13 protein-coding genes are annotated in these 13,372 nt (G+C 50.9%); all 13 read left to right on the forward strand.

Annotated elements, in window-relative coordinates; translation table 11 throughout:
* Positions 1-141 precede the first annotated feature (141 nt).
* The 13 genes from KBZ33_RS21940 to KBZ33_RS19420 all read left to right on the forward strand — a co-directional run bounded on the left by KBZ33_RS21940 (position 142) and on the right by KBZ33_RS19420 (position 12,918).
* Positions 142-564, forward strand: a complete 423-nt coding sequence (locus KBZ33_RS21940; RefSeq protein ID WP_396108857.1) for a pseudaminic acid biosynthesis-associated methylase — start codon at positions 142-144, stop codon at positions 562-564.
* Positions 565-733: 169 nt separating this feature from the next.
* Positions 734-1,405, forward strand: a complete 672-nt coding sequence (gene pseF, locus KBZ33_RS19365) for a pseudaminic acid cytidylyltransferase (protein WP_255011917.1) — start codon at positions 734-736, stop codon at positions 1,403-1,405.
* A gap of 33 nt (positions 1,406-1,438) precedes the next feature.
* Entirely contained in the window at positions 1,439-2,518 is a 1,080-nt protein-coding gene (locus KBZ33_RS19370) for an N-acetylneuraminate synthase family protein (protein ID WP_254955063.1), read from the forward strand.
* Positions 2,519-2,526: 8 nt separating this feature from the next.
* Positions 2,527-3,198, forward strand: coding sequence for a glycosyltransferase family 2 protein (locus KBZ33_RS19375; protein ID WP_255011919.1), 672 nt, complete (start codon positions 2,527-2,529; stop codon positions 3,196-3,198).
* Between the two features lie 114 nt (positions 3,199-3,312).
* A complete protein-coding gene (locus KBZ33_RS19380; protein ID WP_254955061.1) occupies positions 3,313-4,179 on the forward strand; it encodes an SDR family oxidoreductase in 867 nt (288 codons plus the stop codon).
* Complete coding sequence (locus KBZ33_RS19385; RefSeq protein WP_254955059.1) at positions 4,142-5,221, forward strand: Gfo/Idh/MocA family protein; 1,080 nt, start codon at positions 4,142-4,144, stop codon at positions 5,219-5,221. Before KBZ33_RS19380 ends, KBZ33_RS19385 begins: the two co-directional genes overlap by 38 nt.
* 19 nt (positions 5,222-5,240) lie before the next feature.
* Positions 5,241-6,539 (forward strand): DegT/DnrJ/EryC1/StrS aminotransferase family protein, encoded by a 1,299-nt coding sequence (locus tag KBZ33_RS19390; RefSeq protein WP_254955057.1) that lies wholly within the window; start codon positions 5,241-5,243, stop codon positions 6,537-6,539.
* 365 nt (positions 6,540-6,904) lie between these two features.
* Positions 6,905-7,429, forward strand: a complete 525-nt coding sequence (locus KBZ33_RS19395; RefSeq protein ID WP_255011921.1) for a GNAT family N-acetyltransferase — start codon at positions 6,905-6,907, stop codon at positions 7,427-7,429.
* On the forward strand, positions 7,386-8,363 hold the full coding sequence (locus KBZ33_RS19400; RefSeq protein WP_254955054.1) for a hypothetical protein: 978 nt from the start codon (positions 7,386-7,388) through the stop codon (positions 8,361-8,363). Before KBZ33_RS19395 ends, KBZ33_RS19400 begins: the two co-directional genes overlap by 44 nt.
* A 743-nt stretch (positions 8,364-9,106) precedes the next feature.
* On the forward strand, positions 9,107-10,315 hold the full coding sequence (locus KBZ33_RS19405) for an N-acetyl sugar amidotransferase (RefSeq protein ID WP_254955053.1): 1,209 nt from the start codon (positions 9,107-9,109) through the stop codon (positions 10,313-10,315).
* Positions 10,303-11,673, forward strand: coding sequence for an amidase (locus tag KBZ33_RS19410; protein ID WP_254955052.1), 1,371 nt, complete (start codon positions 10,303-10,305; stop codon positions 11,671-11,673). Before KBZ33_RS19405 ends, KBZ33_RS19410 begins: the two co-directional genes overlap by 13 nt.
* Positions 11,674-12,144: 471 nt before the next feature.
* Positions 12,145-12,486: a HisA/HisF-related TIM barrel protein gene (locus tag KBZ33_RS19415; RefSeq protein WP_254955051.1), complete on the forward strand. Its 342-nt coding sequence runs from the start codon at positions 12,145-12,147 to the stop codon at positions 12,484-12,486.
* 255 nt (positions 12,487-12,741) lie between these two features.
* The gene (locus KBZ33_RS19420) at positions 12,742-12,918 is read left to right on the forward strand and encodes a hypothetical protein (RefSeq protein WP_254955050.1); all 177 of its coding nucleotides are present in this window, start codon (positions 12,742-12,744) and stop codon (positions 12,916-12,918) included.
* Positions 12,919-13,372 lie beyond the last annotated feature (454 nt).

A 13,372-nucleotide genomic window follows, 5' to 3' on the forward strand; every position in this document is an offset into this window, starting at 1 on the left:
CAGAGCGACCAGAGCAGTGAAAGGTGCGCGCTGAGAGGCTGAGCAAATGAGCTGTGCATCAATCATGAAGTGGTGACTGCCTACGTCATGTCAAGCTCAGGCCGGCACACCCCGTGAACGGTTACAGATGCTCTAAGCCTGATTGATTCTAATCTCAGCCTCTCTGGCGTGGAGCTAAATAAAGAAGCCGCCAAGATTGCTGCTAGCAGGAAGGTTGCGACCATACACCAAAAGACTATAGTTGAGCCATTAGACTTGGGAATCACCTATGATCTTACTTTTACAAATACAGTCCTCATTCACATTGATCCCGCCAGGCTCCCCGTCGTTTACGAGAACTTAGTCAAGCATTCGAATCAATATATACTTGTTTCCGAGTATTATAACCCAACTCCAGTCGCAATTGAGTATAGGGGTCATTCCGATAAGCTTTTCAAGCGTGACTTTGCAGGCGAGCTTATGTCCACGTATGGACTTACTCTTGTAAAGTACGGCTTTTCCTATCATCGCGACAAGTATTTGTATCACCAAGACGATGCATCCTGGTTTTTGCTTGAGAAGTAGTATGAATAAAATACTATTGGCTACTGCCCTTGATGGCAATCTGCTCTTGATCAATGCATAATCTCAGGGCAAGCCTAATGATCGTTTCATTACCCATTCTTCGATCTGCTTATGAAGAATCCCGTTACCCACAAGAACTAGCTGCTTAGATGACGCTATGAAGCTCTGCGTGATTCCAGCCCGCGGGGGCAGCAAACGTATTCCCCGTAAAAACATCAGGTTTTTTTGCGGTAAGCCGATGATTGCTTGGGCAATTGGCTACGCCCTGCAGTCGAGATTATTCGAAAAGATCATCGTATCCACTGACGATGAGAGCATTGCCGACGTGGCACGCGCCGCTGGCGCAGAGACGCCTTTTCTCCGGCCAGCCTTTTTTTCAGACGATTTGACGCCGACGGTACCCGTCATAGCTCATGCAGTGGAAGCTTGTCAGAAGATTGGTTGGAGCATTGAGTATGCCTGCTGCATCTATCCTTGCGTGCCTTTCCTCGAAATATCTGACCTAGTACATGCATTTGAGCTGATGCAAAGAAATGATGCTTCTTTTTGCTACCCGGTGACTGATTACGCTCATCCAATTCAGCGTGCGATGCGTCGACTTCCCTCTGGCCAAATGCAGCTTCTACACCCTGAGCACGAAATAGCCCGAACCCAAGACCTAGAAGCGGCCTACCATGATACTGGGCAATTTTACTGGGGAAAAGCTAGTGCCTGGAAGGCGCACATGAAAATGCATACTGCAGGCATCGGTCTAGTTATACCTAGCTGGCGAGTTGTTGATATCGACAATGAGGACGACTGGAAACGTGCCGAACTCTTGCACGAGGTACTAAATCGGTGAATACCACACATCATTTTACTTGAAGGAAACACCATGTATTCCCCGCTGCCGATCTTGGAAATCCAGGGTAGAAAAATTGGCGATAACTACCCGACTTATTTCATTGCCGATATCGCTGCTAACCACGATGGCGACCTCGAGCGAGCCAAAAACTTGATTTATTTGGCGGCCGAAGCTGGCGCCGATGCGGCCAAGTTCCAACACTTCCAGGCGGCCACAATCGTCAGCGATGATGGCTTTAAAAGCCTTAAGACCCAGCAGTCGCACCAGGCCAAGTGGACTGATTCGGTATTTGATGTCTACAAAGCGGCTAGCGTCAAGCTGGACTGGACGGAGACGCTGAAGGAAACCTGCGAAAAAGCCGGCATTCCATTCTTTACAACTCCGTATTCCCTGGATTTGGTCGACTATATAGATGTTCACGTACCTGCCTACAAGATTGGCTCGGGCGATATCACCTGGTTGGAACTAATTGAACTTGTTGCTAGCAAGCAGAAACCTTATTTTTTGGCGACAGGTGCTGCGACGACGGACGAAGTGGACCGCGCCGTTTGCGCCGCGCTGGCCATCAATCCTCAGTTGGCCCTGATGCAATGCAATACTAATTACACTGCAAACTTGGAGAACTTTAAATATATCCAGCTCAATGTGCTGAACACTTATCGCGCCATGTATCCGGACATGGTCCTGGGTCTCTCTGACCACACCCCGGGCCATTCAACTGTTTTGGGTGCAGTTGCTTTGGGCGCGCGCATAGTCGAAAAGCACTTCACCGATGACGTCAATCGCGTCGGACCTGACCATGCCTTCTCGATGGATCCACGAGCCTGGAGTGAGATGGTCGACCGCACCCGGGAACTAGAAAATGCTCTTGGCAATGGCATCAAAAAAGTAGAGAAAAACGAGTCAGATACGGTCATCGTTCAGCGTCGGTCTATACGTCTTGTGCGTGACATGGCTTCAGGCGAGGTTATTCACAAAGAAGATCTGGAAGTGTTGAGACCATGCCCTGCAGACGGCCTCCCGCCCTACCGAATGGGTGAATTGCTCGACAAAGTTCTTCGCCGCGCGAAAGTTAGAGGCCAGCATCTGTCGATTAGCGACATAGAATGAATTTCGAGATGAAGCCCGCGAGAGTAGCTATTGTTATTCCCGCCTTCAATGAATCCGAAGCGATCGCAGCAGTTGTGACGGGGATCTCGGTATTTGGTTCAGCTATTGTAGTGAACGACGGATCGACTGATAACACCGGGCAGGTGGCACTTGCAGCCGGAGCTCTCGTGGTATCTCATGGAGTAAATCGCGGTTATGACGCGGCTCTTGCTAGTGGTCTAGCAAAGGCATTAGCAGAGGAGTTTGATTTCGCGATCACGGTTGATGGTGATGGTCAGCATGAACCCTCGAGCATCGAAAGCTTGCTGGCTGCGCTCTTGGATGGCGCGGATGTCGTGGTTGGCATTAGGGGAAGGTTTCAACGTGTGTCGGAGACATTGTTTGCTAGCTTGGCGGTCTTGCTCTGGGGTATCTCAGATCCCCTGTGCGGCATGAAAGGATACCGCTTGTCAAAACTTAAAGGAGTTGGAATTTTGTGCTCGTACCCCTCGATTGGGACGGAGTTGACCATCAGGGCCGCACGCTCTGGCTGGAACATCCGACAGGTTCATTTATCGACGCACGATCGCAAGGGCAGATCAAGGTTCGGCGAAGGTTTTTACGCTAACTGGCTGATTTTCCGTGCCATGCTGCTGGGTCTCGCTTGGGCGCGAGCCTACGCTACTAATAAGAGTCGTTAGTATGGTGTTCTTCGGTACATCTTTTTGTGTAATTATCGGATTTGGCAACGTCGCTGAAGGATTTGACCCCAATAAACTGGAAGAAATCGAGCTGGACGCATGGCCTCGTAATTCATGGCAAACGTATTAGTCACCGGCGCAACAGGCTTGCTGGGCAGTACACTTGTCCCATTGCTGTTAGAACGCGGTCATCACATCACTCGGCTGGGCCACACACACGACACCGATCTCAATGCTGACCTGATCAGCTTTGAACAGACGGCGAGCGCCCTCGACCAAGCAAGGCCAGAAGTCATCATCAATCTTGCGGCCCTGACTAATGTCGATCGCTGCGAATTGCATCCGCAGGAAGCCTACTTGCTCAATGTGAAGCCGGTTGAAAACTTATGCGCCTGGATTCAAGCGGCTGGCCAGCTCTGCCATTTGATCCAGATTTCTTCGGATCAAGTATATGACGGCGCAGGCCCCCATGCGGAAGGCAAACTTACCATCCGCAACCACTACGCGATGTCCAAGTTGGCGGGTGAATTCGCAGCAGGGATTGTCGCCAGCACCATCCTGCGTACCAATTTTGTCGGCCGCAGTCTGCGCAAAGGGCGTACCAGCTTTACCGACTGGCTGCATTGTGCCTTGCTTGGCACAGCTCCGATCAATGTGTTTGACGATGTGATGTTCAGCCCCCTATTCATCGGCACCCTTTGCAGCTATATCGATCTCTCAATTGTCGAAAGGCCGCTCGGCGTTTTCAATCTTGGCTCGCGCGATGGCATGAGCAAGGCTGATTTCGCATTCGCTTTTGCTGCTACTACATCCCTTCCAACGACCAACCTGATTCGTTCGAATGCTAGAGATGTCGCCACAGTAATTGCACGTCGCCCGACCGATATGCGCATGCGGTGCGAGCGGTTTGAAGCACGAATGGGACTGACGCTGCCACGATTGAATGACGAAATCCAACTGCTGGCTCATGAATACCCCTGAGCGCATCCGTGTCGCCATAATCGGTTGTGGGATGATCGGAACCGAATGGGACCGCACCACCCCGGATGATGCGCCCCCGCTTACCCATGCGCGTGCCTTCAGTGAGCATGCGAATGCACAGTTGGTGGCCTTGTGCGACTCCGATGGAGTTCGGGCCCGCAGCGCCGCACAGTACTGGCAGGTCGCCCATGCCTATACCAATCCCCGGCAGTTGTTCACCGAGCAGAATATTGATGTGGCAGTTGTAGCGGCATCCAGCGAGTCACGCTGGGCTATAATTGAACCGGCTCTGGCCGCTGGTGTCAAGGTTTTGGTCATCGAAAAGCCTCTCGCTACCACGCTGGAAGAGAGCCGCCGCCTGGTTGCGGAAATCGATGCTGCTGGCGCTCGATCCGTTGTCAATTATTCGCGCAACTGGGACCTCAGCATCCGAGAGATTAAGGACAAGATAGCGGCGGGAGCGATGGGCAAGGTACAGCGCGTCGTGGCGACCTACGGCAAAGGCATCTGCAATAACGCTTCTCACCTGATTGATCTCACCGGCTTCCTGTGTGGCTCGCGCCCTGTGCGAGCTCGGTCACTTGGTTCTCCCCTTGATGTAGGTGAGGCAGACTGGTCGACAAAGGATGAGCGCGCCTGGGATGCTCAAGTTGAATTTATTGATTCCGCTGGAACCAGCATTAATTTGACATTGCTTGGCACTGATCAGCGAGCCTTCACTTGTTTTGAACTGCGTGTAATTGGCCAGAAGTCTATTTTCGATCTGTCAATGGGTGGGCGGTGCCTGAATTGGACCGAAATGCAGTACGATCCAAACTTTAAGGGCTATGTTATTCCGGCACCCCCAGTAGCATTGGCACCTCGCTACTTGGAAGCTATGCAAAAAATGGCCGATGAAGCGGTCCGCCTTGCGGCGGGCGACATCAACACGGTGAGTTGCGATGCTCACACTGCTCTGCGCACCGCTCTGGCCGTGGAGGCTATCAAGCTTTCGGCCAATGGCGACGGGCGATGGGTCACGCTGGATACTTTGAACATCTAGGAAATTAAGGAGAACTCAATTGAGCAAGCTTGCAATCAACGGTGGCGAAGCCACCCGTATCCATCCCTTCACTGCACGCCGTACAATGGGCGATACGGAAAAGAAGGCCGTCATTGAAGTAATGGAAAGCGGCGAACTATCAGGCTTCTTTGGTAGTCCTTGTCCGCAGTGGCTGGGTGGTAAAAAAGTCAGAGAGTTCGAGCGTAAGTGGGCCGATAACTATGGCTACAAACACGCCATTTCGGTCAACTCCTGGACCACCGGCTTAATGACCGCCGTGGGAGCTATGGGCATTGGTCCGGGTGATGAAGTTATCGTCTCGCCATACACCATGTCGGCTACCGCTACTGCCATTCTATTTTACGGCGGTATCCCTGTGTTCGCCGACATCGACCCGGACACATTCAACATCACGGCCTCCACTATCGAGCCGCTCATCACATGTCGCACCAAAGCCATCATGGTGGTTCATATCTTTGGCCAGACGTCAGAGATGCAATCCATCATGGCGTTAGCCCGCAAGCAGAATCTTAAGGTCATTGAAGATGGCGCTCAATCGCCTGGTGTTAAGTACAAAGGCGAGCCCATTTGCGGCTTTGGTGATATAGGTGGCTTCAGCTTGAACTACCACAAGCACATCCATACGGGCGAAGGAGGAATGCTGGTCACCAACGACGACCAAGTAGCATTGCGCTGCCAGTTGATCCGCAATCATGGTGAAAACCTGGTGGATGTGCAGCCGATTGAGGATTTGACCAATATGCTTGGCTCGAACTACCGCCTGACGGAACTGCAGGCTGCTATTGGAATCGCACAACTCGACCGTTTAGATGGTTATGTTTCCCACCGCCAGCACCTGGCCTCCTTTTTTGCCAAGCAGCTAGATGCGATTCCAGGTCTGACCCCAGCCAAGGTTGCCGAAGGCGCCGAACATGCCTACTACCTCTTTCCTGTTAAATATGCCGCATCCAGCACCGGCATTTCTCGCACTGCATTTGTGCGTGCTGTCAATGCCGAGCTTCCACCGGCAAAGGTATGGGAGCAGACCGGCTTCATTGAGGGGTATATCAAGCCGCTCTACCTGGCGCCGCTGTATCAAAATAAAGTTGCGATGGGACGCGCTGGCTTTCCTTGGAATGTCAACACAGGCGTTGAGTACAACTACAGCATGGGTATCTGCCCTGTGGCGGAGCGCATGTACAATCATGATCTGATTTATACGCCACTAATCCGCGAGCCCTTAACGGTAGCTGATATCGATGACTTTGTGGTAGCTATCCAAAAGGTGCTCGCCAATCCTGTCGAATTATCTGGTTGAATATGTGACTCGGACAAACCATAATGTTTATTCATTATGGCAATTATGCTCTCCAATTGGCAACTGCGGTGGTCAGGCTGAGTAGTCTCGCTCCCGAGACCATGAATAAGAATTACCTTGTATTTCATCGTGTCCCCCAGCTTTTGTGCTTCAGCAACAAGCACCTGCGCACGCACATCATGGAAAGTTGCCTTGCCTACCTGCCTTCGTTTGCCACTACTATCATCTTTTCATGGCCACCTAACATCTGATTTTTCTGGGGCGGCCACAGATCTTATCGGCACTGGTTGGGAACTCAGCCCCGAATACGACGCCTGCAAGTTGGTTCCTGATCTGTGCATCAGTTCCATACTGCTCATCGATCAATGAATCTTATTACTCTACGTTTGCGCCTTCGACCCTTCCATTCAGCGGACATTAACGCCACCTATCTGTCCTGGCTGAATGATCTAGAGGTGACCCGCTTCAGTAATCAGCGCTTCATCGAGCACACCGCCGATAGCTGCGCGGTCTATCTGTCGCACTTTGAGAGGAGCGGCAACAACTTTCTACTGATTGAGAAGACGCAGGATCAACGGCCGATCGGCACCGCCACGGTGTACCGAAAAAGCCAGCACGGCACAGCCGAAATCGGACTGCTGATTGGTGAACGCCGCTGTTGGGGGCAGGGCTACGGTCGCGAGGCCTGGCAGGCGGTGCTGGAGGCCCTGCTGGCGGAAGAAGGGATGCGTAAGGTTACTGGTGGCACCGCACACCCGAACCGCGCGATGGTTCGGATCATGGAACAATCGGGTATGGAGCTTGAGTCCGTTCGTGTAGACCAAGAGCTGATCGAGGGAAACCTAGTTGACCTTCTCTATTACGCCCGCTTCGCTGAGCCAGCTGCCTGAAGCTTCAGTGGCGGTTTGTGCCCACGATGCCGGCGCCGCAAGTCATCTTGCAGCCTGGTTGGAGCCGCTCCAGCCGCAGCTGCGCCTGTGTTTGGCAGGGCCTGCGGAACCGCTGTTTAAAGAACGGTTGGGAACGGCCAAGAGCGTTAGGTACAACCTCGAAGAGGTGCTTGATGAAGCCCTTGTTCTGATCAGTGGCACTGGCTGGGCCAGCGACCTTGAGCACAGAGCTCGGTGGCTGGCCCGCAAGCGCAGCATCCCAAGTGTTGCAGTGCTTGATCACTGGGTGAACTACCGCAATCGTTTCGAGCGTGATGGCGAAGAGCAGCTGCCTGATGCTCTCTGGGTGGCGGATTCGGATGCCGCCATGCTGGCCAAGGCTGCGTTTCCGAACGTGCCCGTTCTGCAGCTCCCCAACCAGTGGTTGGACGGTCTCTGCAATAAGGTAAATGCTATCCGCAGCTCTGGAGGAGAGGATCAACCAATTCAACCGCGCCGGCCGGCCCGTCGGCTGCTTTACCTGCTCGAACCGATTCGCATTCCCTGGAGCGAGTGCGCAGCTGGTGCATTAAAAGCTGGGGAATTTCAGGGCTTGCGTTACTGGCTGCAGCAGCTGCCACATCTGATCGAACAGGGCTGGGTGGCCCCTCAACCCGATCTTGAAGCCCTGGTCCTGCGGCCCCACCCCTCCGAACCGCTCGATAAATACGACGACTTCATCACAGAAGCGGCAGCTTCTTGGCCGATCAGGCTTGAAAGTGTTGTTTACCTGGAGGAGTCACTTGCATGGGCTGATGCTGCATTTGGCTGCGAAACCCAGGCCCTAGTGGTTGCCATGGCTTGCGGTTTACACGCGTTCAGCACTCTTCCACCTTGGGCGCCGCCTTGTCGCTTGCCCCATTCTTCGTTGTTGCGTATCTGCCACATGACATAGCCGCATGATGCATCAAGCTGTGGCAACGATTCAACTTAACACACCAGTCTCCGCTGCTACCCTAAATGAGTAGCAGCGGAGACAGCTCATTCTTAACATCGAAAAACAATGCAATTAGAGCAAGAAGCTTTTTGAGCTGGGGATTTCGGCGACGTTTAAGTTCACCGCAATAGCAGCCATTCGATAATATATTATTTCTCAAAATTTCTTGCAGCTATAGAATTTCTCTAAATACAGCCATTGAATTGGGCGCAAACATCGGTATTAGCCTTGATGCACATGCCGCGCTTTCCCCAAATATCACCACATGCCGCATAGAGATTAATGCCAAAGCCCATGCAGTTCTACCAAAGAAACACCAAGCCTTTAGGCTCTTTCTATCAGTTTGAGAGCAGGCAGGCATATGGCCTTGCATTCTGCACCGGAGACCTCATTCACCAAGCGCCAAATCTACTGCCTGCGCTTTACGACAAGCTTTACACATTGTCATGCAGATACATACTGGCCAATGAATATCATTCGCCAATCCCAATTGAGCTAGAGCACAGAGGGCATAACAAAAAGCTCTTTAAGCGTGAATTTAGCCGGGAATTATGGGAACGATACCCAAGCTTAAAGCTAGTGGATCATAGATTCGTCTGGAGATAGGATAATATGTCAGCAGATGAAGACTCGAGCTATTTTTTGTTTGAAAAGGCATGAATTTTAACCTTTAAATGACAAAACTTTCTTCCAAATAACAAATGATTTACTGTAAACGATGCTGTATTCCTGACAGCCAGGAAGGTGTTTCATTTGATGAGCTAGGAATCTGCACGGCATGTAGAACATCTGAACAAAAAATGCATATAAGCTGGAAGGACAGATCACACGAGCTTAAGCAAATTCTTGATAAAGCAAAACAAGAAGCCACCTCTTATGATTGCATTCTACCAATATCAGGAGGTAAAGATAGTTTCTATCAGGCTCATATCCTCACAAAGGTCTTTAATTTACGTCCGCTAGCTGTAACGTTTAGTCATAATTGGTACTCTGAAACTGGATTTTACAATCTACAGCTTTGCCTTAAGACTTTTGGATTGGACCATATTCAATTTACTCCATCAAGAGATCTTGTTAATCGGCTAGCGCGGCAATCACTTTTTGAAATTGGTGATTCATGTTGGCATTGCCATGCTGGAGTTGGGTCGTTTCCTCTGAAGATTGCAGTTGCGTTTGGAATTAGACTTTTGATTTGGGGTGAATCAATTTGCGAAAGCTCGGGTCGAGCAACATATAAGGATTCAGTTGGATCCTATGACAAAGACTACTTTACGCGAGTATCCGCTAAAAAGACGGCAGAGGAGATGGCTAATACTGGCTGCGCCTCACTCAAAGAGTTGTCATTATTTCGCGTCCCTTCATCTGTAGAGATAGCCAACACAGGCGTATGGGGCCTTCACCTTGGAGACTATATATTCTGGGACGAAGAAAGACAAACTGAGTTTATAAAGTCACATTACGGCTGGCGCGAGACGGAAATGGAGAGCGCATTCAAAGGATTTAAAAGTGCCGAGTGTATTATGGCCGGTGTACATGATTATATGTGTTACCATAAGCGCGGTTTTAGCCGTGCAACGATGCAGGCTGCTGTAGATATTAGAAACGGATTGATGACAAGAGATGAGGGTCTAGCCATAGCATCTCGCATAGACGCGGAAATACCGCATGCCCTTGAATACTATAAACAACTATCTGGCCTTACCCAGGAAGAGTTTGATGATGAAATCAAGAAACATCGCGCATCATCATTTGATTCGACCTCGGTCAAGCCAGTACAAAAACTCCGTAAAAGCCCAGAAGTACTCGAGCCTTTTGTGGAGCAAATACTTAAGCGGATGCAAGGTTCTACCGATTCACGCCTAACGCCTAAAGATCAAGATCTATTAGATTCTGAATCATGGTGGTCGTGATGCAGGAAGAAGCCCTAAATGATCTATTTCGGTGTTACACAATTAGCGACTTGGTAGCGTTTATAGAATCAGGGCACATAGATAAATTTGCACCTTACAAATGCGCCGAGCAAAGACACCAAGAATTCAACCCTCTTTTTCACGCTTTTAAATGTGTTTATACTCAGGCCGAAGCTGATTTAATGCGGTATGAGTCTTTCCCTTTAGCTGCTCAGCCACTTAAATCTATTCCCTTTGGTATCAAAGACGTTTTTAACACTTCTCTCATGCCTACTGGGATGGGATCTAGCCTTTGGGATAATTTTGAGGCTGGCAATAATGCTCGATGCGTCGATTCGTTGCTTCGAAACGGAGCTCTTCCTTTTGGCAAGACGATAACTGCTGAGTTTGCGGTTCATGCTCTGAATGAAACTCTTAATCCATACGATACTTCTAGAACTCCCGGAACTTCATCTAGTGGTTCAGCAGTAGCCGTGGCAGCTGGGATTGTTCCATTCGCGATAGGAACACAAACGGCTGCATCCATCATTAGACCGGCCTCGTTCTGTGGGGTTTGGGGAATGAAGCCGAGCTTTGGTCTTATTCCAAGAACAGGCTCCTTAAAAACCACAGATACACTCGATACAATTGGTTTCTTTAGTTTCTTTGCTTCAGATCTTCGAAGAATACTCTCGTCTATCCGGGTAAAAGGGCCGAACTATCCTTATGTCTACAGCAATGTTGATAAACGTGGGCCTTATCCGAAGGTACCTGGCGAATTATGGCGAGTAGGCCTTTTCAAGTCTGCCTTTTGGAAAACCGCTCAGCCAGCTATCAAGGCTAATATCGAAAAGTTTGCCGACGCACTTCAGGCTGATTCACATATCGAGCTTGAAACTATTCCTGATCATTTTGGAACAGATCTTCATTCTGATCATCAAGTTATATACGACAAATCACTGTCCTATTATTTTGAGCAAGAAGCCCTAGCTCGGGATTGTATTTCCTCTCTAATGCGTGAAGCCATTTTACGTGGCAACAGTATCTCTTCTGCCAGCTTTAAAGCAGCTTTGGAAAGCCAATCTCTCCTCATTGAAAAAAGCCGGCATTTATTTGCAGAGATAGATGTCATTATCTCTTTGAGCACTTCTACAACCGCTCCTTTGCGACACGAAACCGAATTGCCAGACCCTTCCCTAATTTGGACATTTTTAGGCATGCCTTCTATTAATGTCCCAATTGGTTTATCCGTTGATGGTTTACCTATTAGCTTGCAGCTGTCTGCAAAGAAATATGATGACTATCTGCTTCTTCAGTTTATTGACCACGCATTACGTCTTCGATGCTTAAGCAATTCTTCTATCAGGCTCCCATATTAATATCGCCCCAATTGCGATCGTCGCTTCGATTCAGTCGCATACATGTCTCTTGTCGCAGTTTTTTATTGCGCGTATGCTAAATCTTGAAATGTTCCTTTTGGAAAATGTAGCTCTAGAAGGTCCTAGATTTTAATCTCCAGCTCAAAAGCTTTGGCGTCCTCTGAGAGACGCTAATTGTTCTAGCACTTATAATTCTCATGGCATATATTCTTGAGGCGAAAGATTAGTTCTTCAATATTAGCCACTACCTGTCCCAATGTTGGCAACCCCTATCAGCCTTGATCGCTGGGGGGCTGATGGCATCGTGGTGCTGTCGATGGGCCGTGGCGATCACGGCCCCGATCTGGATCTGATTGAAAGCCTGGGGGCTGTGGGGTTGAGCACCCCCCCTCACCTACGGAGGCGGTCTATCCACGGAAGATAGCCAGGGCGGTAGTTCGGGCAGGCTTAGAATAACTAGTGCTGGATGCGGTGCTCAGCCACAACCTCCAGGCAGAGGTTTCAATGGTCAGTGCTGTGGGCGCGCAGGCTTTGGTGGCTGCTATTCCACTGGTGCAGACAGCCGAGGGAAAGGCTCATCAGATGCAACACCGACTCGGCTCCCATGCCCCACTGGCTACTTCGATCCGAAAGCTGATCGCTGCTGAGCAAGTGTCTGAAGTGCTGGTGATTGATGCGGCGGGCGAAGGGGAAGGCCAAGGGTTCAACGCTGCTCTTCTGAAGCCGGTGGAAGCGCAGACGGACCTGCCCCTGCTGGCATTCGGCGGACTGGCCCGGATTAAACACATTTTACCACTGCTGAGCATGCCTTAGCTGGCGGGCGTGGTAGTGGGCAATGCGCTGAATTACCGCAAACACACCATCGGCCAGCTCTAGGCCGGCCTCACCGATCAACCCCTGCGACCCACCGGCAGCGCTACTTTGGATGAACTCCGTACCTGTGCAAACCTCCAAGCGCTGCCTTTACAGCACCAATCACGTTTGGGCAGGGCTGATTCAAAGTCTGTCCCAGGGTATTTTGTCGGAGCTGTCATCATGGGTCGAGGTCGTCGGAATCGCTTCCTCCCCGTGCTCGAGAGCGTTTTTGCTGCAACCGATCTCGATCTGATCAGCTACCTCAAGGCGATCCCGGACGCGCGCATGCGACGGGGCGTTCGCATCCCGGCTTGGTACCTGCTGCTGGTTGCGGTACTTGGGATCTTGAGCCGCTGCCAGAGCCTGCGGGATCTGGAACGCTTCTCCTGAAGGAGAAGGCTTCGCCTATGCCACCGCCACCACAAGGTGCTCAAAGCGGCTTTGGGCCTTGAGCTCCGGCGGCCGCCTTCCGATTCAGCCTTCCACTACTTCTTCCAGCACGTGGATGTGGCCGCTCTAAATACTGCGATCCGCAACTGGATCATCGCCCAGATCCCAGGTGGTGGGTCGGCGTATGGCCTCCGGCCGACTGCGTCTACATTGCCCAGGTGAAGCTGTACTCGGCAGCCCTGGGCGTAGCGATCAGTCAGCCCTACTATATCACCGGCGAGCTGGATCTGGAAGGGGTACTGATCCAGGCCGGATGCCCTGCACACCCAGGGCCGACTGAAAGTCAGTCACAAGGCCGATTGCGGTGCCTTTATTGGGCTGCTGTCCTCGGTTGGATTGCTCCTCTCTCTTGTCCAAGCCCGCGTCGCCTTCTGATCTGATCGGCTTTCTGCAG

Origin of the sequence: Cyanobium sp. Cruz-8D1 (assembly GCF_024345975.1) — a bacterium.
Lineage (GTDB): Bacteria > Cyanobacteriota > Cyanobacteriia > PCC-6307 > Cyanobiaceae > Cyanobium.